The sequence below is a fragment of the Streptomyces sp. NPDC005492 genome (assembly GCF_040605995.1).
Lineage (GTDB): Bacteria > Actinomycetota > Actinomycetes > Streptomycetales > Streptomycetaceae > Streptomyces.
On sequence record NZ_JBEXDX010000003.1, the window covers coordinates 1 to 23938 of the forward strand.

The following is a 23938-nucleotide window of genomic DNA, read 5'->3' on the forward strand; positions in this document are numbered from 1 at the left end:
GCACGGAAGGAGAACCCACCCGTGGCTGACCCGCGAGTCCTGACCGCTGTCCCAGACCTCGCCGACCCGTCCTTGGTCCTGCTGACCGTCGAAGAGGCGGTCCGGCGTGCCGTCGAGGCCGCGCAGGCCGCGGCGCGGATCCCCGACCATCCCCGGCTGGACCAGGTCTTCGACGTGTTCGCCGAGGGCGGCTCGCTGTGGATAGTGAGCGAACTGGTGTCCGCCCAGCCCTTGTCCGCGCTGCTCGCCGAGAAGCCGTTGTCGCCGTATCGGGCGGCCGAGGTCGCCGCCGATGTGCTGATGGCGCTGCGGGTGCTGCACGCGCACGGCTGGGTGCACCGGAACATCACCGCGCGCACCGTACTGGTCTGCGACGACGGTCGGGTGATGCTCACCGGGTTAGCGGTGGGCGCGGCGGAGGAGGCACTGTGCGGCTACGACCCGGTGCCGGCCCAGGAAGGCGAGGACGGGGGCGGGGCGGTGGTTCCCGCGGTCTCTTCGGCTCCGGGCGGTTCGCCCGCTCCCAGCGGTTCTACGGTTCCCGCAGTCCCTGGTGACTCCCGTGGCGGCGGAGCCGGTGGTGGGGCGATCGGGTTCGGCGGTGCGCGGGGCGGACCCGGTGCCGGTGCGCCCGCCGCTGCCGTAGGTCCGACGGGTGTGGATCCCGAGGCCGCTCGGCGGGCCGCGATCGAGGCGCGGGCCGCCGGAGGGCTGCCCGGGGTCGGTGTGGAGAACGCGGGCGGGGGCGGGTCCTCCGCCGCGCTGGCCCGCAGGGAGCCGGACACCGGCGGTGACGTCCGGGCCGCGCGGGCCGGTGCGATCGCCGCGTACCGGGCGGGTGCGCGAGCCGCCGCCCGGGTGCAGGAGGCCCAGCAGGCGGGTCGCCCGGCGCTGCCCGGTGCCCGGCCCGCCGCCGAGGGCGAGCAGGGCGCGGCCGGACTGCCGTACGCGGGCAATGGTGTGGAGCACACGCCCGGCAGTACGCCTCCGGGACAGATCGCCGACCCCTACGGGGTCCGCAACACCGCCGCCTGGCACGGTGCCGTGCCGCGCCCCGGTGTCGGTGGCGCGGTTCCGGCAGAGCAGGGCGACCGGACGGGTCCTCAGCAGGCGGGCGGCGGCGCCGTACCGTCGCAGGCCGGTCCCTACGGCGCGCTCACGACCGCAGGTCAGCCGGTCGTGCCGCCCGTCGTCACCCCTCGCCTCGACGGGCCGGTGCCGCCCACCCCGGTTGCTGGTAACTCTCCGCATCCGCCTGCCCGTTGGGACGAGTTGGCCGCGGCCGGTGCTCCCATCAGGCGTGGGCCCGCCACCGCGTTGGCCGCCGAGCGGGCGCGGCAGGTGCGGATGACGGTCGTGGGGCCCGTCACCGAGCGCTGGTCGCCGGAGCAGGCCGTACCGGTGCACGAGAACTGGCAGTTGGCCGCGCCGATCGGCCCGGCCACCGACCTGTGGGCGCTCGGCGCGCTGCTCTTCCGGGCCGTACAGGGGCACGCGCCCTATCCGGAGGAGTCGACCGCCGAGCTGGTGCAGCTCGTGTGCGCGGAGCCGCCCGCCTTCGCGGAGGAGTGCGGGCCGCTGCGCCCGGTCGTGGAGTCGCTGCTGCGGCAGGACCCGACCGAGCGGCTCGGCTTCGAGGAACTGCGGGGCTGGCTGCGGTCGTTGGTGCGCTCGGCGCCCGAGCCCGAGGCCGGTGCCCATGTCGTCGCCACCCCGCCGACCGACCCGAGGCGGCTGCCGATCGTCCGGCGACGCGGCGAGCTGGTGCGCAGGCGGCGGGCCGGGCTGCCCGCGACCAGTCCGCACGGGCGGCACAAGCGGGCCAAGCAGGAGGTCACCGGGTCGCCGCGCCGACTGGGCCGGACCCTGCTGATCCTCATCCTGCTCCTGCTGGCCGGCGCGGTCGCGTACGCCATGCTCTTCCTGCCCAAGTCCGGTCAGGACAGCGGCGCGGGGCAGGGGGACCGGACGGGGGCCGCGGGGGACGTCAGTCCCGCGCCCAGCCAGTCCTCGGCCGAGGCGAGCAGTCAGCCGCAGCCCGACCAGACCTCGCCCGCCGCCTCCAACACCCCTTCCCAGCCGGCCGGTTCGACCGGTACGCAGACCGGCTCGACCGGCTCGGACGTCGCCGACGGCTTCGTGCTGCGCAAGGACTCCGAAGGGTTCCAGATCGCCGTGGCCAAGGGCTGGACCCGTACGCCGAAGAACGGCAGCGGCCAAGTCGTCTACTCCCACGGCGGTTTCGAGCTGATCGTCGTGCCGGGGCGGGACAGCGCCTCGAAGTACGGCAGCGATCCGATGGTGTACCAGCGGGACACGGAGCGCGAGTTGGCGCCCTACCGTGCCTCCAGTTGGGCCACGGCCACCGGGCTGCGGACCATCACGGTCGGCGGAAAGACCATGGCCGAGGGGCAGTTCACCTGGACGGACAGCCAGGGCGGCGATCTGTTCGTACGCAACATGGCGTTCCTCATCGACGGCCGGTACCACATCGTGCAGGTCCGCGGCCCGGAGGCCCAACGGGACGAGGTGACACGGCTGTACGACCAGGCGTCGTCGACCTATCAGTACACCGGGTGATCCGTACAGGCGGCGCGCCGGAGTCCGGCGGTTCATGTTTGGCTGTAAAAGCGACAACAGTCACAGTGCTGTCTCCGTGGCACCCCGATGGTTCCCTGCCGGAGGCTCGTTCCTTACGCTGAGCCTGTCAAGAGCATTGCGGGGAAACGTGAATCAGATGCAGGGCCTGCTCCTGGCGGGGCGCTATCGGCTGGCCGAATCGATCGGCAGCGGCGGCATGGGCCGAGTGTGGCGTGCGCACGACGAGGTGCTCCACCGGGTCGTCGCCATCAAGGAGTTGACCGCCGCGCTCTACGTGTCCGAGAGCGACCAGCCGAGACTCCTGGCGCGCACCCGCGCCGAGGCGCGCGCCGCCGCGCGGATCAACCACTCCGCCGTCGTCACCGTCCACGACGTACTCGAACACGACGGCCGCCCATGGATCGTCATGGAGCTGGTCGAGGGCAACTCGCTGGCCGACGAGGTCAAGGAGCGCGGCCGCGTCGAGCCGGCCGAGGCCGCGCGCATCGGCCTGTGGGTGCTGCGCGCGCTGCGCGCCGCGCACGCCGCCGGTGTCCTGCACCGTGACGTCAAGCCCGGCAACGTCCTGCTCGGGCGGGACGGGCGGGTGCTGCTCACCGACTTCGGCATCGCGCAGATCGAGGGCGACAGCACCATCACCCGTACGGGAGAGGTCGTAGGGTCCGTCGACTACCTCGCCCCCGAGCGCGTCCGCGGCGCCGACCCGGGACCGTCCTCCGACCTGTGGGCGCTGGGCGCCACGCTCTTCACGGCCGTCGAGGGCCGCTCGCCGTTCCGCCGCACCTCGCCGCTCTCCACCATGCAGGCCGTGGTTGAGGAGGACGCCGGTGAATCTCGGTACGCCGGTGCGCTCGCGCCCGTCATCGCCGCGCTGCTCAACAAGGACCCGGCCCTGCGGCCGGACGCGGACCAGGCCGAGCAGATGCTCGCGGAGGCGGCCGAGGGGCGGCGCCCGCGAGCGGCGGAGGAGTGGCTGCCGACCCAGCAAGTGGGCTCGCGCCAGGGCGGGTTCGCGCAGGACACACCCGGCACGGGTACGACGCCGTACCCGTCGGCCACGGGGTCCACGTACCAGAACACACCGCCCGTCTCCCTCTCGGCCCTCGCGCCGGATCCGCCGAAGCGCCGCCGGTTCCGTTCGGTCGTCCTGGTGGTCGTCCTCGCCGCGCTGGTCGGCGGCGGTACGGCGCTGGGGCTGCAGAAGTGGAACCAGGACCGGGACCAGGTTCAGGGCCAGGGCAGCACCCCGTCCGCGTCGTCGTCGCCGAGCCCCACTTCGAACACCGCTACACCACAGAGCTCGGATCCCGCCAGCTGGGAGGTCTACCACGACCCTTGGGGCTTCGACATATCGCTCCCCAAGGGCTGGACGCGGAAGGTCTACGGCGACTCCGACGGCATCAGGCAGGTCGACTACTCGCCGGACAACGAGAAGCACTTCATCCGCATAGCCATCGACACATCCCCGGACTTCCCCACCGCGAACGCCCACCAGCTCGACCTCGAAGTGCAGCTCCAACGCCTCGTCGCCTACCACCGGGTGACCCTGGAGACGAACACCTACCGCGACCGTCCGGGCTCCCTGTGGGACTACACCTGGACCGCGCAGGCGAAGGACACGCCCTACCCGGGACCGCGGCGGGCCATCGAGGAGACGTACATGTCCCGTGACGGGATCGAGTACGCGCTCTACATGTCCAGTCCGGCCGCGGACTGGGCGACGACGAGCAAACAGTTCAAGTCGGTCCTGCAGAGCTGGAGTCCGGACTCGGGCTGACCGCTTCCGGGTGCGTCATGATGGTGCGCATGGGGACCGAGGGGGACAACGCCCGGGTGATCGCCGGGCGTTACCGGCTGGAGAAGCGGCTCGGGCGCGGTGGCATGGGCATCGTGTGGCGGGCGACCGATCAACTCCTCGGGCGGCAGGTCGCCGTGAAGGAGATAGCCCAGGACGACTCCCTCTCCGAGGAGGAGGCCCGGCAGCAGCGGGACCGTACCCTGCGCGAGGCGCGGGCGGTCGCGCAGTTGACGCACCCGCACATCATCGTCGTGCACGACGTCGTCGAGCAGGACGAACGGCCTTACATCGTCATGGAGTTGCTCGACGGCGGCTCCCTCGCCGACCGGATCTCCACCCGTGGCCCGGTCGACGCCACCGAGGCCGCCCGGATCGGGGTCGCCCTGCTCGGCGCGCTGCGCACGGCGCACGCGGCCGGGGTCCTGCACCGTGACATCAAGCCCGCCAACGTCCTGCTGGAAGCCTCCGGCGACCGTGTCGTCCTCACCGACTTCGGTATCGCGCAGGTCGCGGGCGCCACCACACTCACCGAGAACGGCGCGTTCGTCGGCTCGCCCGAGTACACCGCGCCGGAGCGGATGTCCGGCGCGCGGACCGGCCCCGCCTCCGACCTGTGGTCGCTCGGTGCGCTGCTGTGCACGGTGCTGAGCGGTGAATCGCCGTTCCGCCGCGACTCGTTGGGCGGCATCCTGCACGCGGTCGTCATCGCCGAGATCCGCCCGCCCGAGCAGGCACGGCCACTGCTTCCCGTCGTACGAGGACTGCTCGAACGCGATCCGGAACGGCGGCTGGAGGCGGCGGAGGCGGAGCGGATGCTGCGCGCCTTCCTGGACACCGGGAGCACGCCGAACGCGGTATCCGGCCACGCGGGGCGGCCGGTGCCCGGCTACACACCGACTCAACGGGATGTACCCCGGCCGAAGTTGGCGCCATCACCGACCTCCTCGCCTTCTCCTACGGCGGAGCAGCAGTCCCCTCGGCGGTCCACGCGCGGTGTGCTCGTGGCCGCGTTGCTGGTCGCTGCGATGGCGGGGGCGGGGGTGTCGGCGGCGGCGTTGTTGATGCGCGGGGACGGAGAAGGAGGCGCCGGGGGTGCGGCGCCGGTGACCTCGACGAGTACCGGTACGTCGGCACCGGCGTCCCCCACTCCCTCCCCTTCGGCGACCGCCAACACCCCCACCGCGCCCTCCGGTTACCGTGTTGCCCGCGATCCCGACGGCTTCTCGCTCGCCGTACCGGAGGACTTCGTGCGCGTACCGCAGGGCGAGCGCATCTTCTACATGTCACCGGGGCAGACCTTCCGCCTCGGCATCAAGATGTCCGACCCCGAGACGGGCGGCCCGCTCGCGGTGATGAAGAGCGCGGCGGCCAAGGGGGCGGCCACGAACCCCGGTTACCACGACGGCAAGGTCACGGACACCACCCACTACGGACACCCCGCCGCGCTCTGGGAGTTCACCTGGAACGGCTTCACGACGGCGGAGGGGGCCCGGCACACGTACGACATGTGCTGGGAGCAGGACGGCCGGATGTACGACGTGTGGGTGTCGGCGCCGGTCGGGAAGGTGCGGGAGGCGAAGGAGTACTTCGACGTCGCGCTGGACACCTTCGGACCGACCCAATAACCGATCCAACAGTGGATGCGGGAGTGGTCCTCGCGATATGGATGGACCCATGAGCAGCAATGGGGGACAGGGCGGCCAGACCGACGACACGACGAGTTTTGTTCTGCAACCGCCGCTACCGCAGCCGCCGCAGTCATCGCAACCGCCGCGGCCGCAGATACCGGCGCCCGCCCGGGAACCCGGCACCGGACGTCTGATCGCCGGGCGCTACCGGCTGCTCGGCAAGCTCGGGCACGGCGGTATGGGCACGGTGTGGCGCGCCAAGGACGAGACGGTGGACCGCGAGGTCGCCGTCAAGGAACCCCGCGTGCCGGACCACCTTCCCGAACGTGAACGTGACAACGCGTTCGAGCGGATGCGCCGCGAGGCCCGCGCGGCGGCCCGGCTCGACCACCCGGCCGTGGTGACCGTGCACGATGTGGCCGTCGTCGACGGCCGTCCGTGGATCGTGATGGAGCTGGTGACCGGCCGTTCGCTGGGTGACGTGTTGCAGGAGGGCACCCTCGACGCGCGCGACGCGGCCCGGATCGGCCTCCAGGTGCTCGGCGCACTCGAAGCGGCGCACGCGGCGGGCGTCCTGCACCGTGACGTCAAACCGGACAACGTCCTGCTCGGCCGGTACGACCGGGTCGTCCTGACCGATTTCGGCATCGCTCAGATCGAGGGCGAGACGAACCTGACCGACACCGGCGGTTTCGTCGGCTCGCCCGAATACATCGCCCCGGAACGGGTGTTGGGCCAGCGCCCCGGCCCCGCCTCCGACCTGTGGTCCCTCGGCGTGGTCCTGTACGCGGCGACCGAGGGCGTCTCCCCGTTCCGCCGCAGCAACACCCCCGCCACCCTTCAGTCGGTCCTCAACGCCACGCCCGCGCCGCCGGCTTCGGCGCCTGGCCCGCTGGCCGACCTCATCACCGGCCTCCTCGCCAAGGACGCGGCGCGCCGCCCGAACGCCGCCCAGGTGCGTGCCGTACTCGAAGCGGTGGCGAACCCGTCGGCACCGGTGCCGACGCAGGAGGTGCGGTACGTCGAACGACCCGGCGGTGCGCGCCGGCCCGGCCGCAAGGTGTGGTTCGGGCTCGGTGCGGGGCTCGTCGCGGCGGCGGTGGCGGCGTACTTGGTGATCGCGAACCCGTTCGCGGGGTCGCGGACGCTCCCGGACGGCTGGAAGAAGCACCACGTGGCGGATGTCGAGGCGACGCTCGCGGTCCCCGCCGCGTACCGGCCGGGCCTCCCCGACCGCAAGACCGACAAGGGCCACTGGATCACGTACACCGACCCGAGCGGCAGCATCTCGATCGGCCTGGCCCTCGACAAGAAGTCCGAGGACACCCTCGGCGAGATCAAGGACTCGGCGGCCGCCCAGATGTACGACGACAACGGCGAGTTCAAGGAGGGCGGCAGCAGCGACCTCGACATCGCGAAGGGCGCGCGGACCGCCCCGAAGCCGACCGGCACGTACCGCGGCAAGCCCTCCGCCACGAACACGATCACCTGTGTGACCGACGACAGCCAGAATCCCCTGCCCTGTGAGGTGCAGATCCTCTACTACAAGACCACCGCCGGCGACATGTACCGCCTCACGATCACCTATCCCGGCGAAGGCGACTTCACGGCCCGTGGCCGCGAGGTCGCGAAGGCGGCGATGGCGAACCTGGACGTCGACCGGCTGTGAGCGGCGCTACGGACGCCGGTGTCGCGGTCCTGAGCGTGCGCGCGCTCGGCGACCGGGGGCTGCCCGGCGATGTGGTCGACGTGTACGCCGCCGGCCGCCACTACTCCGTGATCGAGCTGGAGCAGTTGGCGCTCGCGGACGAGGAGACGGACTTCGACCTCTTCGGGTTGCGCGACCGGCTGGAGAGCGTGGTCTGGGTGAGCGACGAGGAGTTCGCCGCCCATGGGCTCGGCGCGGCCGAGATCGCGGAACTCCGGCTGTGGGCCCTGGAATGGGAGTCGGACCTCGGGCTGCGGCTCGCGGAGGAGTACGACGACCCGGATGACGCTGACGATTAGCTACGGGGCGACTGGGCGGGTGCGTCTTCCCGCACCGCTCCCCGGTACCTCCCCGGAGTCACCCCGAACTCCCGGCTGAACGCGTGCGACAGCGCGTACGGACTGCCGTACCCCGCCTCCCGGGCCACCGTCGCGAGCGAGGCGTCCGTGTCCCGCAGCCGGGTCGCCGCCAACGTCAGCCGCCACCACGTCAGATACGCCATCGGCGCCCGCCCCACCAGCGCGGTGAACCGGCGGGCCAGCGTCGCCCGGGACACGCCCGCGGCCGCGGCCAGCCGGTCGTTGGTCCAGGGCGCGGCCGGGTCGGAGTGCAGGGCCCGGAGCGCGGCGGTCGTCACCGGGTCGTTCAGAACCGACGGCCAACTGCCCGTCTCCGCCTCGCTCATCCACGCCCGCACCATGTAGATCAGCAGCAGATCGAGCAGGCTCGGCAGCGCCAGGCAGGCCCCCGGCCGCCGTTCGTCCAGCTCCCGGGCCAACAGGTCCACGGCGGACCGCAGTTCGGGGTGGTGGCCGACCCGGTTCGGCAGATGGACCACCTCCGGCAGCTCCGCCATCAGCGGATGTGTGCGGCTCCGGTCCAGTCGGTACTTGCCGCACAGCAGTTCGACCTCGCGCCCGCCGTCCCCGGTCGGCCGCCGCATCTCCTCGAACGGCACCGCCCGCGCGGTGTCGCCTGGCGAGTCCGCCAGTACGTGCCCCGCTCCGTGCGGCAGCAGGACGACGTCACCCGCGCCCAACGTCAGCGCCTCGCCGCCCCGGTCGGGCACCAGCCAGCAGCTTCCCGCGAGCACCACATGGAACCCCGCGCCCTCGTACGGCGCGAGCCGTGTGCACCAACTGCCGCCCACCAGCAGCCGGTTGGAGGAGGGCCGCCCGGTCCGCACGGCGGAGATCGCGTCGCTCACCACATCCATACGGGCACAGTACGCCAGAGCGGCACCGGTGAGACGTTCGCGTATCAAGACGAGAAGTGCGCGCATTGAGATACTCACCTTGCCCTCCCTACGCTCGTTGCCATGACCGAGGACACCACACAGCCCCTGACGATCGGTGACGTCGAAGTCGTCCGCGTCGTCGAGTGGGCGAGGCCCTACGCCCCCGCCCGTACCCTCGTCCCCGACCTGCCGCCCGAGGTGTGGCAGGAGAACCGCGAGGCGCTCGCCCCCGGCCACTGGGACCCCGACACCGACCGCGCGGTCGTGGCGCTCCAGACCTGGGTGCTGCGCAGCGCCGGGCGGACCGTGCTCGTCGACACCGGGGTCGGCAACGGGCGGGAACGGCCCGGCAATCCGCTGTTCCACATGAGCCGGGGCGACCTCCCGGGGCAACTGGCACGGGCCGGCGTACGGCCCGAGGAGGTCGACGTCGTCGTCAACACGCACATCCACGGGGATCACGTCGGCTGGAACACCCATGATGTGGACGGGAGTTGGGTGCCTATGTTCCCCAACGCGCGCTATCTCCTGCCCGCCGTCGACGACTTCCACTTCGGCCCCGAGAACCACTACGGCGGTGCGGTACGGCCCGACGACCGTCTGATCTACGAGGACAGTGTCGCGCCCGTGCACCGCGCCGGGTTGGCCACCCTGTGGGACGGCATCCACCGCGTCGACGAGCAGTTGACGCTGGAGTCCGCACCCGGGCACACCCCCGGTTCGTCCGTCCTCCGGGTCTCCTCCGGCGGTGAACGGGCGGTGTTCGTCGGGGACTTGCTGCACAGTCCGGTCCAGATCGCGCATCCCGAGTGCAGCAGTTGCTTCTGTCTCGATCCCCGGCAGGCCGCGGACAGTAGGCGACGGGTGTTGGAACGGGCCGCGGATGAAGGGGAGTTGGTGATTCCGGCGCACTTCGGCGGTTCGGGTGTCGCGCGGGTGGGGCGGGCCGGCGACACGCTGGTGGACGGGATGTAGGAGGCTCGTCGACAAGGCCGTGTCCCGCACGGTACTCATGGGGCATGAGCGAAGTCGGCGAACAGGTGCGCGACGGACGTCTGGTCGGCGGTCGCTACCGGTTGCTCGAACGGATCGGGTCCGGCGGCATGGGCACCGTATGGCGGGCGTTCGACGAACTCGTGGACCGTGAAGTCGCCGTCAAGCAGCCGCGGTTGCCCGGCGATCCGGAGGACGAGGCGTTCCAGCGCGCCGCCCACCGGCTCTACCGCGAGGCCCGCGCCGCCGCCCGGGTCGACCACCCCTCCGCCGTCGCCATCCACGATGTCGTCATCGAGGACGAACTCCCCTGGATCGTCATGGAGTTGGTGCGCGGAGAGTCCCTGCACGAACTGCTCGGGCGCGGCCCCCTCACCCCCGCCGACTCCGCGCGCATCGGCCTCTCCGTCCTCGGCGCCCTGCGCGCCGCGCACGCCGTGGGCATCGTGCACCGGGACGTGAAACCCGCCAACGTCCTGCTCGGCCCCCATGCCCGGGTCGTCCTCACCGACTTCGGCATCGCGCACATACAGGGCGAGGAATCCCTCACCGCCAGCGGGGAGTTCGTCGGCTCACTCGAGTTCATCGCCCCCGAGCGCATGTCGGGCACCGGCGCGGGCCCGGCCTCCGACCTGTGGTCCCTGGGCGTACTCCTGTACGCGGCCGTCGAAGGGGCGTCCCCCTTCCGCCGTACGACGGTGGAGTCCACCCTCGGCGCGATCCTCGCCGGCGACCCGCCCGAGCCCACCCGGGCGGGCCCCCTCGGACCGCTGATCCTGCGGCTGCTGGCACGGGACCCGGAGGCGCGGCCGGGACCGGAGGAGGTCGGCGCGGTCCTGGAGGCGGTGGCCGGGGGAAGGGACGTGACCGCCCCGGAGCCGCCGACCGCCGATGCGGATGCGGACGCCGATGCAGTACCGCAGCCCGAGCCCGAGCCCGAGCCCGAGCCCGAAGAACCCGAGCCCAAGTTCCCTCGCGCACGCTCCAGTTACCGCCGCGCCCCGCTCCTCGGCGTAGGGATACTCCTCCTCGCGGCTCTGGTCCTCGGCATCGTCGTCCACGGCCTCAGGGACACCGGCGACTCCTGGACCGCGCACCGGCCGAAGGCGATGTCCGCCGTGCTCCGCCTCCCGGCCCCGTACAAGCAACTCCAGGCGCGGACGGCACCGGGCACCCGTACCGTCACCTACGGCACCGGCGAGCTCCGGGTCAGCCTCACTGAATGGGACGGGGTCGCCCTCGTGCCGCTCGTCGAGGCCCACTCCCTGGGGGAGGGCGCGTCCAACCCCCAGTACACCCGCACCAGCTTCCGCGGGAACAAGGACGCCGTCCTCGCCGACACCGTCGACGAACGGTCCGGCGTCCCCACCCGCGTCATGGCCCTGATCGTCCGCACCTCCGACCACCGCATGTACGAGCTGCGCGTGGACATGCCCAAGGGCACCCGGGACGAGAAGAAGGGCACCGCGCTCTTCAAGGGCGCCCGTGCTCGGCTCACCCTCATAACGCCCTGATCAGCGCGTTGGTTGCCAGTGAACACTGGCGCGATGTGAGTACTCGGTGAATCCCGATTACCCACGGGTACCCAAACCCTCCGTCGCGGCATACCCTGCCGCACATGACGGACTCGCAGGCCCCGGAAAAGACCGGTACGGAAACGACGACCGGCACGAACCCCCTCGCGCCGGCCCCCACAGGCGCCCGTACCGCCGCCGATGTGGTCACCCCGGAGCTGGTCGCCCAGCTCACGAAGGGTGTGGTCGGCTCCGGCCGGACCGCGAACCACACGCCGTTCACCGGTGAGAAGCTCGCCGACCTGCCCGAGTCCACCCCCGAGGACGTGGCCAAGGCCTTCGACGCGGCGCGCGCCGCGCAGGCCCTGTGGGAGCACACGCCGGTCCGGCAGCGCGCTGCGGTCCTGCTCCGCTTCCACGATCTGGTCCTCGCCCGGCAGGCCGAGGTCCTCGACCTGATCCAACTGGAGACCGGCAAGGCGCGGCTGCACGCGCACGAGGAGGTGCAGGCCGTCGCCGTCGCGGCCCGCCACTACGGCCGCAAGGCCCCCGCCTACCTCCGCCCGAAGCGGCACACCGGCGCCGTCCCGACCCTCACCAAGGTCACCGAACTCCGCCACCCGCGTGGGGTGGTGGGCCAGATCGCCCCCTGGAACTACCCCCTCGAACTCTCCGTCGGCGACGCCCTCCCGGCCTTCGTGGCGGGCAACGCGGTGGTGATGAAGCCGGACACCGAGACCTGCCTGACCGCGCTGTGGGCGCGCGACCTCCTCATCGAGGCCGGTCTGCCCGCCGACGTCTTCCAGATCGTCCTCGGCGAGGGCCCGGTCGTCGGCCCCGAGATCGTCAAGCACGCCGACTACGTCTCCTTCACCGGCTCCACCCGCACGGGCCGCGAGGTCGCCCAGGGCGCCGCCGCCCGCCTGGTCGGCGTCTCCCTCGAACTCGGCGGCAAGAACGCCATGTTGGTCCTGGAGGACGCCGACATCGAGAAGGCGGCGGCCGGCGCGGTCCGCGCCTGCTTCTCCTCCGCCGGCCAACTCTGCATCTCCATCGAGCGGTTGTACGTCCACGAGTCCATCGCGGACGCCTTCCTGGAGCGCTTCGCCGCCCGCACGAAGGGGATGCGTCTCGGCACGTCCCTCGCGTACGGCGCCGACATGGGATCGCTCGTGGGGGAGCGGCAGTTGGAGACGGTGACACGGCATGTCGAGGAGGCCGTGGCCAAGGGCGCCAAGGTGGTGGCCGGTGGTGTGGCCCGCCCGGACATCGGCCCGTACTTCTTCGAACCGACCATCCTGGACGGCGTAGCGGCCCCCATGTCGGTCTGCGGCGAGGAGACCTTCGGCCCGGTCGTCTCCGTCTACCGTTTCAAGACGGAGGACGAGGCGGTGGAGCAGGCCAACTCCACGTCGTACGGCCTGAATTCCTCGGTCTGGACGAAGGACGGCCGCCGCGGCCGCGCGGTCGCCGCCCGGCTGCGCACCGGCACGGTCAACGTCAATGAGGGCTACGCCCCCGCCTACGGCAGCGTGCAGTCCCCCATGGGCGGCATGAAGGACTCGGGTCTGGGTCGACGCCACGGCTCCGAGGGCATCCTCAAGTACACGGAGGCCCAGACGGTCGCGCAGCAGCGGCTGTTGCCGATGGCGCCCTCGCTGGGGATGGACGACGAGAAGTACGCCGCGTTCATGAGCACCAGCCTCCGGGTGATGAAGGCATTCCGGCTCAGGTGACGGGCAACAGGTAACAGGCCGAGACTCAACGAGGAGAATTCGTGCCCCAGGACACCTACGACTACGACGTGATAGTCGTCGGCTCCGGCTTCGGCGGCTCCGTGACCGCCCTGCGCCTGACCGAAAAGGGTTACACGGTAGGCGTGTTGGAGGCAGGCCGCCGCTTCACCCCCGCCACCCTTCCCAAGAACTCCTGGGACCTGAAGAACTACCTGTGGGCCCCCAAGCTCAACATGTACGGCCTCCAGCGCATCCATCTGCTGGGCAACGTCATGGTGCTGGCGGGCGCGGGCGTGGGCGGTGGTTCGCTCAACTACGCCAACACCCTCTACGTCCCGCCGAAGCCGTTCTTCGAGGACCCGCAGTGGCGTGACATCACGGACTGGCAGGAGGAGTTGGGCCCGTACTACGACCAGGCCCGCCGCATGCTCGGCGTACGGCTCAACCCGACGATGACCCCCTCCGACGTCCATCTGAAGGCCGCGGCCCAGCGGATGGGCGTCGGCGACACCTTCCACATGGCCCCGGTCGGCGTCTTCTTCGGCGACGGCGAGGACGCCGAGGGCACGGCGAAGGCCCGGCCCGGCGAGCGGGTCGCCGACCCGTACTTCGGCGGCGCCGGCCCGGACCGCAAGGCCTGCACCGAGTGCGGCGAGTGCATGACGGGCTGCCGGCACGGCGCCAAGAACACCCTCAACGAGAACTACCTCTACCTCGCCGAGAAGGCGGGCGCCGTGGTCCACCCGATGACGACGGTCGTGTCGGTCACCGACGACTCGCAGGGCGGCTACGCGGTGGCGACCCTGCCGACCGACGCGCGCCGCACAGCCGAGGGGAAGACCTTCAAGGCCCGCCGGGTCGTCCTCGCCGCCGGCACCTACGGCACCCAGACCCTCCTGCACCGTATGAAGGCGGGCGGCCAACTGCCGTACATATCAGGCAAGTTGGGCGAGCTGACCCGTACCAACTCCGAGGCGCTGGTCGGCGCCCAGACGACCGGCCGCCGCTACCGCAAGGCCACCGGCGAGCCCCGGGTCGACTTCACGCGCGGCGTCGCCATCACGTCCTCGATCCACCCCGACGCGAACACCCACATCGAACCGGTCCGCTACGGCAAGGGCTCCAACTCGATGGGCGGCCTCTCGATCCTCCAAGTCCCGTACGCGGAGGGCTCGTCGAGGGTGCTGGCCTGGCTGTCGAGCGCGGCCCGCCACCCGCTCCTGGTCCTCCGTTCGCTCTCCAACCGCCGCTGGTCGGAGCGGACCATCATCGGTCTGGTGATGCAGTCGCTGGACAACTCCCTGACGACGTACCTGAAACCGGACGGCGTCGGCAAAGGGCTTTTGACGGCCCGTCAGGGACACGGTGCCCCCAACCCCAAGCAGATAAAGGCGGCTTCGGAGGGCGCGACCGCGATCGCCGCCGAGATCAACGGCTTCGCGGGCTCGAACGTCGGCGAACTGATGGGCACCCCGCTCACCGCGCACTTCCTCGGCGGCTGCCCCATCGGCGCCTCCCGCGAGACCGGCGTGATCGACCCGTACCACCGCCTCTACGGCCACGCCGGCATCTCGGTGGTCGACGGTGCGGCGGTCTCCGCGAACCTCGGCGTCAACCCGTCGCTCACCATCACGGCACAGGCCGAGCGCGCGATGTCGTACTGGCCCAACAAGGGCGAGCAGGACCCGCGCCCGGAGCAGGGGCTGCCGTACGAACGCCTGGAGCCGGTGGAACCGCGTCAACCGGCGGTCCCGGAGGGCGCGTTCGGCGCGCTCAAGCTGCCGTTCCTCGGGATGCCGACGGTGCCACCGAAGCCGTAGCGGAGGATCCGGACAGACAGAAGGACCTGCGCCCCCCTCCGAGCGCAGGTCCTTCTTCGTTCGGCGAGCTACGTGTTACGCGCTCGCCCCGCTCTTGCGCCGACGCACCATGACCACCGTCGCGGCACCCGCGACGACCGCCGCACCGCCCACGAGGCCGATCACCGGCAGCGCGGAACTGGAGCCGGTCTCGGCGAGGTTGCCGGTCGGCAGCTCGGAGACGTCACCCTGCGGCTTCTTCACCGAGGTGTCCTTGTCGCCGTCGCTCGGCGTGGCGCTGCCCGGGTCGGTGTTGCTGGAGCCGGCCTTCAGGACCTCGAAGTCGTACTGGGCCCAGCCCTCGGCGATGCAGTCCTGGCCCTTGACGTTGTCGAGGTAGGCGCCGGAACCGAAGGAGTAGGCGTCGCCGGCCGGGGCCTTCGCGCTGATGCTGACGCGCAGGGAGACGGTCTCGCTCTTCCCGGACTTCAGCTCGTTGACGTAGAAGAAGTAGTCACCGGCCCAGTCGTCGTCGCCGATGCGCTCCCAGGAGCCGGACTCGGGGTTCTTGAACTCCAGGTCGACGTACGGGCTCAGGTACTTCGACTCGTCCAGCTCGTAGTTCTCGACCTCGGCGTAGAAGGCGACGCCGTCGACCGTGGTCTTCGAGTCGTTGGTGACGGTCAGCTTGAAGCTGTGGAAGCCGTCGCCCGCGACGATCTTGCCGGGCAGGCCCTTGATGTCCGCGGACACCTTGGCGTCGGAGAAGTCCTCGTCCAGGTCCTCGCAGAACGGCACGTCCGGGTCCGTGGGCTCACCGGTCGGCTCGGCCGTGGTGGTGGGCGTGGCGGACGCGGAACTGCTCGCGGACGACGTGGCCGTGGCCGTGGCGGTGGGCACGGTGGTGCCGGTCGGCGAGGAGGTGTCGGAGGTCGACGGGGTGACCGTGGCCGTCGGGGACGCCGTCTCGCTCGTGCTCGCGCTCGCACTCGCGCTCTCGGTCGAGCCCGCCGACGGCGACTCGTCCGCGAACGCGGCCGGCGCGGACAGCAGGGCGAGTGGAGCGATGGCGGCCGTCGCGGCCGCCGCGGCCATGGCACGGCGAAGCTTCATGAAGTCCTCAAGAAGTCCGGTGTGCTGCGACAGCGCAGCACGCGGGGTGGAGGGCTCCGCGTGTGGGGCGCGGGTGTGGCCCTTGGTCATGCAGGTGAGACCCGGGAAACCTGTGAAGGGTTGTGCGGACTCTCACCTGATTCTTATGTGGGCTGTGTCACACCCAAGTTCTTCTTGTGAACAGGCTTTCGGAACGTCTAGAACTTGGGGACGTGTCTGACAAGCCTGCCGAGGAACCGTCCTCGACCCCGGAGATCCCCGACGATGTCTGGGAACAGTTCGCCCGCGACACGGAGCGGGACATCCGCGCCTCCGCGCCGAAGGAACCGTCCGCCCGCGCACGTCAGGTGACGGAGCGACTGAAGAACAGCGAACAGCCCGAGGGGTGGCGCACCGGCCCGGCCTGGCAGCAGATGAACGGGAGGGCCCGGCGCAGGCGCCGGGTGTGGGCCGTGCTCGGCGTGCCGCTCGCGACAGCCGTCGCGGTGGTGGCGATGAAACCGTCACTGCTGCCCGGCGACCCCTTCAACAAGGGCGACAACGCGTCGGAGGCCGGGGTCACCCCCCTCGCGCCGGAGACCGCCGCCCCGACCGCCGCGCCCTCCGCCGTGGACCCCGAAACCCCCACCCTGGACCGGCCGTTCGCCGGTTCACCAGCGCTGAACTGGGCCGACGGCAAGGCCGGCATCGTCCTGCCGAAGGCGACGGCCATCGGGACGTTCTCCAAGGACCGCGTCCAACTCGCCCTCCAGCAGGCCCAGAAGCTCCTCGTCGACGCCAACCTCGCCCCGACGACACTCCGCGGTGACCGCCCGACCGCCGCGCTCTCGGTGCTGGACCCCAAGCAGCCCGGGATGGTCGACCGGTTGACCACGTCCCTGAGCACCCCGGCCAAGAGCAACGACCCGTTGCTGTTCTTCAGCCGCTTCGACCCCCAGGAGGTGCGGCTGGTCGGCGACGTCGTGAAGACGCGCGGCCGGATCACCTTCAAGAAGAGCGAGCACTCCGGCGTCGAGATCCACGCCGACTACACCTTCGTCTACCCGGTGGTCCGCACCGACGGCTCCACCGAGGTCACCCGCACCATCGTCCGCCGCGTGCTCGACCTCGAACTCCTCGACCCCGCCCGCTACCAGGTCACCTCCGGCCGCCTCAGCGTCGTCAACTACGACTCCGACTTCGGCAACACGGCCTGCCAGATCTACGACGGCTACTTCCACCCGGACTTCCCCTCGGCCGAGCCGACGGGAGCCTCTCCCACGGGCCCGACGACGGACCCGTACGACCGCAGCAAGGACCTCGGCCAGGAGCAGGGCGACGAGACCTGCGGGACGGTGAGCCGGACCTGACGCCCACCGGACGACGGGCAAGCGAAGGGCCCCGCGGGACGGAGCCGCGGGGCCCTTCTCCGTCAGCACCGACGTCAGGGCAGCGCCGGTGCCTGGGAGCGGCGCCGGGGGGTTGCGCCGCTTGTCTCGAGTGCCCTGGGTCGGCGCCCCGGCGCACACGGGGCGCGCGCTTGGTCTCGACCTTTGGCGGTGGGACAGTGCACTGCAATGCGGTTGTCTGGACTGGGACTTGGGGCTCGGGGGCCTTCTAGGCATCGTGCTCGATGGACGCGGCCTTCGCAACCGTTCGGTCCGGCTTTGTGCATTTTTGCATTTTCCGCCGGGCGGCCCCGGGCGTCCCCGGAGCCGACCGTTCTCTTGGGTGACCGGGCTGCTGTCCCCTGCCGTCCGGTCACGACCCTGGAGCGAGGTCCCACGACATACGGCACGATCCGTACGTCTATCGCCCCAGCGAGCCACGCGTGGTTCTTTCGGGCCCGTCCCTGGCTGGCACGGACATCACCACAACGAAGCGGTCCGCGGGGCGGTCACGCGCCGTACGGGTGAGAGCGGGCCCGAACTCAGATACGACCCCGGGACAGTTCGAGCAGCGTCATCGCCAGGGCCGTACCGGGCTTGCCGAGCGCCTCGCTGTAGTGGCTGAGGATCTCGTTCTCACGGGACAGGTGCACGCGCCGGCCGCCGGAGGCGATCCGGGTCTGCTGGACGACGGCGGACACGGCGACCCGTTCCTGGATCAGGCCGATGATCCGGTCGTCCAGGGCGTCGATGCGCTCGCGGGCGTCGGCGATGGTCTGCTCGGGGGTGGTGGCGGTCATCAGGGGGCTCCTCGTCGGAAAGGCCGCCCCGGAGCGACATGACCCGGGAAACGACAGGCGCCCCGGGCCTTGTCGGCCCGGGGCGCCTGGGAAGTCGCTTGTCAGTGGCTCAAGCAGTACGACCATGGCAGCCGGCGGGCCGGGTGCCATAGGTAAAGAGGAAGGTCGGGTGCGTGAGCATGCGGCGAGTATAGCCACCGCGGTCGGGATATCCAGCGCACGGCAAGGCGTCCCAGGCCAGCCCCGTTAGAATCGGTAACCACAGACCCCGCCCCACCGCCGGAAGGCCCCCGTGTCAGCAGCGACCCCCGCCCCCGACACCGTCCTGGTCGTCGACTTCGGCGCGCAGTACGCCCAGCTCATCGCCCGTCGCGTCCGCGAGGCCCGGGTCTACAGCGAGATCGTGCCGAGCACCATGCCGGTCGCGGAGATGCTCGCCAAGAACCCGGCGGCGATCATCCTCTCCGGCGGCCCCTCGTCGGTGTACGCGGAGGGCGCCCCCCGCCTCGACCGCGCCCTCTTCGAGGCCGGCGTCCCGGTCTTCGGCATGTGCTACGGCTTCCAGCTCATGGCGACCACCCTCGGCGGCACCGTCGACAACACGGGCGCCCGCGAGTACGGCCGTACGCCGCTGCATGTCTCCCGGTCGTCCTCCACGCTCTTCGAGGGCACCCCGGACGAGCAGTCGGTGTGGATGTCCCACGGCGACGCCTGCTCCGCGGCCCCCGAGGGCTTCACGGTCACCGCGTCCACGGACGTCGTCCCGGTCGCCGCCTTCGAGAACGACGAGAAGAAGCTCTACGGCGTCCAGTACCACCCCGAGGTCATGCACTCCACGCACGGCCAGCAGGTCCTGGAGCACTTCCTGTACCGGGGCGCGGGCCTCACCCCGGACTGGACGACCGGCAACGTCATCGACGAGCAGGTCGCCCTGATCCGCGAGCAGGTCGGTGACAAGCGCGCGATCTGCGGTCTGTCCGGCGGTGTCGACTCCGCCGTGGCGGCCGCCCTCGTCGCCCGTGCCATCGGCGACCAGCTCACCTGCGTCTACGTCGACCACGGTCTGATGCGCAAGGGCGAGACCGAGCAGGTCGAGAAGGACTTCGTGGCCGCGACCGGCGTCAAGCTGGTCGTCGTGGACGCGGAGGAGCGCTTCCTCACCGCGCTCGCCGGGGTCTCCGACCCCGAGCAGAAGCGGAAGATCATCGGCCGCGAGTTCATCCGCGTCTTCGAGCAGGCGCAGGCCGAGATCATCGCGGACGAGGGGCCCGAGGTCGCCTTCCTGGTGCAGGGCACGCTCTACCCGGACGTCGTCGAGTCCGGCGGCGGCACCGGCACGGCCAACATCAAGTCGCACCACAACGTCGGCGGCCTCCCCGAGGACATCGAATTCCGACTCGTCGAACCGCTCCGCAAGCTGTTCAAGGACGAGGTCCGGATGGTCGGCCAGGAGCTGGGCCTGCCGGACGAGATCGTCCAGCGCCAGCCCTTCCCGGGCCCCGGACTCGGCATCCGGATCGTCGGCGAGGTCACCAAGGACCGCCTCGACCTGCTCCGCGACGCCGACGCCATCGCCCGCGAGGAGCTGACGGCGGCCGGCCTCGACCGTGACATCTGGCAGTGCCCGGTGGTCCTCCTCGCGGACGTCCGCAGCGTCGGCGTCCAGGGCGACGGCCGCACCTACGGCCACCCGATCGTTCTGCGTCCCGTCTCCTCCGAGGACGCCATGACCGCCGACTGGTCGCGGCTGCCGTACGACGTCCTCGCGAAGATCTCGACGCGGATCACCAACGAGGTCGCCGACGTCAACCGGGTCGTCCTCGACATCACGAGCAAGCCGCCGGGGACCATCGAGTGGGAGTAGCCCTCAGGTACGCCTGATGGTGCGCACCGGCACCCCGGGCGTCCAGATCTGGACGACCAGGTACTTCTCGTCCTCGACGCAGGTCCGCACGACCTCCGTCAGCTCGGTGCGGAAGAGGTGGAACGGCTCCGGCGGTTCCACCTCTTTGCTGTACGCCCCCTTCGCCCCGGCATCCGTCACCTCCACCGCCCGCCCGGCGACCCGCACATCCCCGCCGCCCATCTCCGTGCCCGCCCCCGGGTTCGCCTGGAGCGCGAAGCGCGGATCGCGCCGCAGATCCAGTGCCTTGAGCGAGTCGGGCATCATCCCGAGCCACAACTCGCCGTCCAGGAACCGTACTTCGAGCCCGGCCGTACGCGGCGACCCGTCCTTGCGCAGGGTCGCGAGAACGTGGTGGGTGAAGGCGCCGAAACGCTCTTCGACCGTCGTGGCGAGGTCCGGTTCGGCCGCGGTGAAGGCGGCCCAGTTCGCTGTCATACGGCGAGTGTTCCGCCGATAACCGACAACCTCTGTCGTCTTTACAGATCGGCACTGCCCTTTTCGACCGACCGGCGGTAACTTCCGCCCTTACAACAAACCCAGTGCTGGAGGACCGATGCACGGGCCGACGCCGCCCTCCCCCCTGCCCACCGACCGGCTGCGGTTCGCCATGCCGCCGATGCACGAGTCGGCCGAGGACGAACGCCGGCACCGCAAGGAACGGCTCGCGGGCGCCCTGCGCCTGTTCGGCCGGCTCGGCTTCGAGGACGGGGTCTCGGGGCACATCACCGCCCGCGACCCCGAGTTCACCGACTGCTTCTGGGTCAACCCCTTCGGGATGCCCTTCCGGCACGTCACCGTCAGCGATCTGGTGCTGGCCAACTCCGACGGCCAGGTGCTCCAGGGCCGCCACCACGTGAACCAGGCCGCCTTCACCGTGCACTCCCAGGTCCACGCCGCCCGCCCGGACGTCGTCTCGGTCGCCCACTGCCACTCCGTGCACGGCCGGGCGCTCTCCGCCCTCGGCGACTTCCTCGACCCGATCACCCAGGAGAGCTGCGCCTTCTACGAGGACCACGCGCTCTACGACGCCTACAGCGGCGTCGCCGTCGACGCCGAGGAGGGCAAGCGGATCGCCGCCGCGCTGGGCTCCCGCAAGGCGCTGGTCCTGCGCAACCACGGGCTGCTCACCGTGGGCGACTCGGTGGACGCGGCGGCCTGGTGGTTCGTGTCCATGGAACGCTCCTGCCAGGTCCAGCTCCTCGCGAAGGCGGCCGGCCGGCCCCTGCTCATCGACCACAAACTCGCCGTCGCCACCCGCGAACAGACCGGCGGCGACCTGGTCGCGTGGATCAACTACCAGCCCCTGTGGCAGGACATCAGCCGCAGCGAGCCGGACCTCCTGAGCTGACGCCCTCAGCCGAAACCCCGTAGCACGGCCGCCTTGGTCATCCTGAACTCCTCGTCCGTGAGCACCCCCTCGCGGTGCAGCTCGCCCAACTCCCGCAGTCTGCGCAGGAGCACGTCGTGATGGTCGGCCGGCGGCGGGACGGTGGCCGCGTGCGGGGGCCGGTCCGTGGACTCGCCGTTCTGCTCCCGCGCCGAGGGGTGCGGCAGCCGCGCGGTCACCGCCGTCGCGACCAGCGCGGTGAGCAGATCGCGGCGGGTGCTGCCCCACAGATCGAGGGCGTACGGGTCCTTCTCCGGCGGCAGTTTGGAGAACACCGTCTCGCGGGTCACGAACCGCATGAACCCGTCCTCGTAACCGGAGTTCGGCAGCCACTCCACCTGGACGAGATCGCCCACGGCGACTATGCGCGGCCCGGTCGCCCGCTTGACGCGTTCGGAGGTGTCGGCCCAGTCGATGCGCACCTGGGCGCCGTCGAAGGACACCGTGCCGTCGGAGGAGCGGACGGAGACGGGGACCGGCGGGCCGGGGAGGAGATAGGTCCGGGTGGGTTCCTTGGGGATCTGGTCGAGGAGCAGCGCGTGCCGGATCTCCTCCGCCACGTACTCGGCGATCCCGGACCGGTCGATGTCCACGATCAGCCGGTAGGGATCCGCCGCGTCCGGCAGCCGTCCACCGGTCGCCTGGAGCAGCGGGTCGGCGCCCTCGCGCAGCCTCAGCCGCAGCCGGCCGCGCTTGCGCTCCGGTTCGTAGACGACGCCCGCGACGGCTTCGAGGGGCACCGCGATCTCGCCGTACGTCTGCCGGAACAGCGGCACGGAGCGGTGAAGTCCCGGCGTGATCCGGACCGTTGTGCCGTCGAAGACCCAGGTCCCGTCGCGCTGGATGATCTCGGCCATAGGGAAATTCTCGCAGCCGGGTCAACACGGCGGCGGCCACTTCACCCGCGCTGACCAGACCTGCCGACCGCGGGCCGTGTCCCGTAGGGCACAATCCGCTGTTGTCGTGCGGGAGTTGTGTCGGATCACCGTGGGGAAGGCAGGCATCGGGCGTGGCGGTGCAGGAGGCGAGACAGGGCGGCGAGCACGTCGCTGCCCACGGAGGCGGCTGCACCTGCGGGGACTGCCCGCACGGAGCACGGGAAGGGCATCGGCGCGCGGTCGCCGCGTTCCTCGTCAAGCGGGACGGCTTCGCGGCCGGCGAGGGACTGCCCGCGGCGGTGGCGCACTCGGCGTCCGCCTCCCGGCAGTGGGTCTCGGACGAACTGACCCAGTCCGCCGACGACGTCGCCGAACGCGGCCGCGCCGAGGGCGGCGCCTGGCTGGCGCGCCTGTGGCACCGCACGGCCTTCGCGGTGTGGGGAGCCTTCGTCACGCTGCTGCTGGTGCAGTCGCTCACCGCGATCGGCGCGGGCTGGACGGCGGCCCGCACGGCCGGGCTGCTGGCCGCGCTCGTGGTCGCCGGCGCGGTGACGGCCGCCTCCTGGTTCCACCGGGCGCGGGGCGGGGCGCTCGCGCCGGTCATCGGTGAGGACAACCGGCTGTCGACCTCCCGCGCGGTGGCCGTCTCCTGGGTGCTGTTCGTCGCGTACGCGGTGCTGGTCCTGGCCGGCCGCCTCGCCGCCGCCTCCGACCACGCCGAACGCGACGCCCTCATCTCCGGCCTCGAACTCGCGCGCGGCGCCGGTGTGGTGACCGTCCTCGCCGTGGTCTGCGCGATCGCCGTGCTCGTGCGCCGGGTCGTCGGCCTGCGTGTCCTCGGCCAGCGCCTCCAGAAGATCCCGGCCGACCGTCCTCGCGCGGCCGACCTCCTCACCGACGACGCGGGCCGGGGGACCTTCGCCGACATCCAGTACGTCGTGATCAGCGCCGTCGCCCTCGTCTTCGTCGCCGTACGCCTCGCCCGCCGCCCGGACCAACTGCCCGACCTGCCCTGGGGCTTGGCGGTGGTCGTGCTGATCTCGGCCGCGACCTACCTGGCCGGCAAGTACGCCGAGGGCGGCCGCCCGGTCATCCTCTCGGTGGTGCGCTCCCGCGAGGCGGGCGACCTGGACGCCCCCATCCGCACCGGCGACGACATCGAGATCCGCGGCGCCGGCTTCGTACCTCCCGGCGCCCAGACCGCGGACCGGCTCTCCCGCATGGTCGTTCGCATCGGCCCGGTCAACGTCCATGTCCCCCTGGTCCCGGTCACCGGCGGCTTCTCCAACCCCACTGACACCCTCCTCACCGTGCCCGTCCCCGTCGACGTCGAGCCGGGACGCGTGGAGGTCCAGGTCGTGACGGCGGCGGGCGTGGAGACGAACACCTGCACGGTCGACGTCACGGACTGACGCCGCCAGAAGCGGGCCGCCCATCGCCCGAGTCGGGCCCAGATCGGGAAAACTGGTTGCA

18 protein-coding genes are annotated in these 23938 nt (G+C 71.4%); 13 read left to right on the plus strand and 5 right to left on the minus strand.

Annotated elements, in window-relative coordinates; all coding sequences use genetic code 11:
• The first annotated feature begins 39 nt into the window (after window positions 1-39).
• The 5 genes from ABZT04_RS05090 (at window position 40) to ABZT04_RS05110 (ending at window position 8034) form a co-directional block, all read left to right on the plus strand.
• Window positions 40-2580: a protein kinase gene (locus ABZT04_RS05090; RefSeq protein WP_356053810.1), complete on the plus strand. Its 2541-nt coding sequence runs from the start codon at window positions 40-42 to the stop codon at window positions 2578-2580.
• Window positions 2581-2737: 157 nt separating this feature from the next.
• The gene (locus ABZT04_RS05095) at window positions 2738-4378 is read left to right on the plus strand and encodes a serine/threonine-protein kinase (protein WP_356053812.1); all 1641 of its coding nucleotides are present in this window, start codon (window positions 2738-2740) and stop codon (window positions 4376-4378) included.
• 29 nt (window positions 4379-4407) lie between these two features.
• Window positions 4408-6024, plus strand: a complete 1617-nt coding sequence (locus ABZT04_RS05100) for a serine/threonine-protein kinase (protein ID WP_356053098.1) — start codon at window positions 4408-4410, stop codon at window positions 6022-6024.
• Window positions 6025-6073: 49 nt separating this feature from the next.
• Complete coding sequence (locus ABZT04_RS05105) at window positions 6074-7696, plus strand: serine/threonine-protein kinase (RefSeq protein WP_356053100.1); 1623 nt, start codon at window positions 6074-6076, stop codon at window positions 7694-7696.
• A complete protein-coding gene (locus ABZT04_RS05110; protein WP_356053102.1) occupies window positions 7693-8034 on the plus strand; it encodes a hypothetical protein in 342 nt (113 codons plus the stop codon). The genes ABZT04_RS05105 and ABZT04_RS05110 overlap by 4 nt, the downstream gene beginning before the upstream one ends.
• On the opposite strand, the gene ABZT04_RS05115 is transcribed toward ABZT04_RS05110, so the two are convergent.
• Complete coding sequence (locus ABZT04_RS05115) at window positions 8031-8951, minus strand: AraC family transcriptional regulator (protein ID WP_356053104.1); 921 nt, start codon at window positions 8949-8951, stop codon at window positions 8031-8033. The genes ABZT04_RS05110 and ABZT04_RS05115 overlap by 4 nt on opposite strands.
• 102 nt (window positions 8952-9053) lie before the next feature.
• Here ABZT04_RS05115 and ABZT04_RS05120 point away from each other — a divergent pair, with 102 nt between their 5' ends.
• The 4 genes from ABZT04_RS05120 to ABZT04_RS05135 all read left to right on the plus strand — a co-directional run bounded on the left by ABZT04_RS05120 (window position 9054) and on the right by ABZT04_RS05135 (window position 15035).
• Entirely contained in the window at window positions 9054-9947 is an 894-nt protein-coding gene (locus ABZT04_RS05120; RefSeq protein WP_356053106.1) for an MBL fold metallo-hydrolase, read from the plus strand.
• A 44-nt stretch (window positions 9948-9991) separates the two neighbouring features.
• The gene (locus ABZT04_RS05125; protein WP_356053108.1) at window positions 9992-11479 is read left to right on the plus strand and encodes a serine/threonine-protein kinase; all 1488 of its coding nucleotides are present in this window, start codon (window positions 9992-9994) and stop codon (window positions 11477-11479) included.
• A 104-nt stretch (window positions 11480-11583) separates the two neighbouring features.
• Window positions 11584-13215: a succinic semialdehyde dehydrogenase gene (locus tag ABZT04_RS05130; protein ID WP_356053110.1), complete on the plus strand. Its 1632-nt coding sequence runs from the start codon at window positions 11584-11586 to the stop codon at window positions 13213-13215.
• A gap of 41 nt (window positions 13216-13256) precedes the next feature.
• Window positions 13257-15035 (plus strand): GMC family oxidoreductase, encoded by a 1779-nt coding sequence (locus ABZT04_RS05135; RefSeq protein ID WP_356053112.1) that lies wholly within the window; start codon window positions 13257-13259, stop codon window positions 15033-15035.
• Window positions 15036-15110: 75 nt separating this feature from the next.
• On the opposite strand, the gene ABZT04_RS05140 is transcribed toward ABZT04_RS05135, so the two are convergent.
• On the minus strand, window positions 15111-16217 hold the full coding sequence (locus ABZT04_RS05140; RefSeq protein WP_356053114.1) for an LAETG motif-containing sortase-dependent surface protein: 1107 nt from the start codon (window positions 16215-16217) through the stop codon (window positions 15111-15113).
• Between the two features lie 122 nt (window positions 16218-16339).
• Here ABZT04_RS05140 and ABZT04_RS05145 point away from each other — a divergent pair, with 122 nt between their 5' ends.
• Window positions 16340-17476, plus strand: a complete 1137-nt coding sequence (locus ABZT04_RS05145; RefSeq protein ID WP_356053116.1) for a hypothetical protein — start codon at window positions 16340-16342, stop codon at window positions 17474-17476.
• A 560-nt stretch (window positions 17477-18036) separates the two neighbouring features.
• On the opposite strand, the gene ABZT04_RS05150 is transcribed toward ABZT04_RS05145, so the two are convergent.
• Window positions 18037-18294 carry a chorismate mutase gene (locus ABZT04_RS05150; RefSeq protein WP_356053119.1) on the minus strand — a complete coding sequence of 86 codons (258 nt, stop codon included), beginning with the start codon at window positions 18292-18294 and terminating at the stop codon, window positions 18037-18039.
• Window positions 18295-18586: 292 nt separating this feature from the next.
• Between ABZT04_RS05150 and guaA the strand changes: the two genes are divergently transcribed.
• The gene (gene guaA, locus ABZT04_RS05155) at window positions 18587-20158 is read left to right on the plus strand and encodes a glutamine-hydrolyzing GMP synthase (protein WP_356053123.1); all 1572 of its coding nucleotides are present in this window, start codon (window positions 18587-18589) and stop codon (window positions 20156-20158) included.
• A 3-nt stretch (window positions 20159-20161) separates the two neighbouring features.
• Here guaA and ABZT04_RS05160 read toward each other — a convergent pair whose 3' ends face one another.
• Entirely contained in the window at window positions 20162-20635 is a 474-nt protein-coding gene (locus ABZT04_RS05160; RefSeq protein ID WP_356053125.1) for a pyridoxamine 5'-phosphate oxidase family protein, read from the minus strand.
• 118 nt (window positions 20636-20753) lie between these two features.
• Here ABZT04_RS05160 and ABZT04_RS05165 point away from each other — a divergent pair, with 118 nt between their 5' ends.
• Window positions 20754-21548 (plus strand): class II aldolase/adducin family protein, encoded by a 795-nt coding sequence (locus ABZT04_RS05165; RefSeq protein WP_356053127.1) that lies wholly within the window; start codon window positions 20754-20756, stop codon window positions 21546-21548.
• A 5-nt stretch (window positions 21549-21553) separates the two neighbouring features.
• On the opposite strand, the gene ABZT04_RS05170 is transcribed toward ABZT04_RS05165, so the two are convergent.
• Complete coding sequence (locus ABZT04_RS05170) at window positions 21554-22444, minus strand: DUF4429 domain-containing protein (protein ID WP_356053129.1); 891 nt, start codon at window positions 22442-22444, stop codon at window positions 21554-21556.
• Between the two features lie 152 nt (window positions 22445-22596).
• On the opposite strand from ABZT04_RS05170, the gene ABZT04_RS05175 reads away from it, so the two are divergent.
• Window positions 22597-23877 (plus strand): hypothetical protein, encoded by a 1281-nt coding sequence (locus ABZT04_RS05175; protein WP_356053131.1) that lies wholly within the window; start codon window positions 22597-22599, stop codon window positions 23875-23877.
• The last annotated feature ends 61 nt before the right edge of the window (window positions 23878-23938 follow it).

What these genes read in the sequence shown, in the direction of transcription:
- ABZT04_RS05095 (WP_356053812.1), top strand. Translation starts at nt 2,738, where the DNA reads ATGCAGGGCCTGCTCCTGGCGGGGCGCTATCGGCTGGCCGAATCGATC.
- ABZT04_RS05140 (WP_356053114.1), bottom strand. Translation starts at nt 16,217, where the DNA reads ATGACCAAGGGCCACACCCGCGCCCCACACGCGGAGCCCTCCACCCCG.
- ABZT04_RS05170 (WP_356053129.1), bottom strand. Translation starts at nt 22,444, where the DNA reads ATGGCCGAGATCATCCAGCGCGACGGGACCTGGGTCTTCGACGGCACA.
- ABZT04_RS05160 (WP_356053125.1), bottom strand. Translation starts at nt 20,635, where the DNA reads ATGACAGCGAACTGGGCCGCCTTCACCGCGGCCGAACCGGACCTCGCC.
- ABZT04_RS05125 (WP_356053108.1), top strand. Translation starts at nt 9,992, where the DNA reads ATGAGCGAAGTCGGCGAACAGGTGCGCGACGGACGTCTGGTCGGCGGT.
- ABZT04_RS05165 (WP_356053127.1), top strand. Translation starts at nt 20,754, where the DNA reads ATGCACGGGCCGACGCCGCCCTCCCCCCTGCCCACCGACCGGCTGCGG.
- ABZT04_RS05100 (WP_356053098.1), top strand. Translation starts at nt 4,408, where the DNA reads ATGGGGACCGAGGGGGACAACGCCCGGGTGATCGCCGGGCGTTACCGG.
- ABZT04_RS05115 (WP_356053104.1), bottom strand. Translation starts at nt 8,951, where the DNA reads ATGGATGTGGTGAGCGACGCGATCTCCGCCGTGCGGACCGGGCGGCCC.
- ABZT04_RS05150 (WP_356053119.1), bottom strand. Translation starts at nt 18,294, where the DNA reads ATGACCGCCACCACCCCCGAGCAGACCATCGCCGACGCCCGCGAGCGC.
- ABZT04_RS05130 (WP_356053110.1), top strand. Translation starts at nt 11,584, where the DNA reads ATGACGGACTCGCAGGCCCCGGAAAAGACCGGTACGGAAACGACGACC.
- ABZT04_RS05105 (WP_356053100.1), top strand. Translation starts at nt 6,074, where the DNA reads ATGAGCAGCAATGGGGGACAGGGCGGCCAGACCGACGACACGACGAGT.
- ABZT04_RS05120 (WP_356053106.1), top strand. Translation starts at nt 9,054, where the DNA reads ATGACCGAGGACACCACACAGCCCCTGACGATCGGTGACGTCGAAGTC.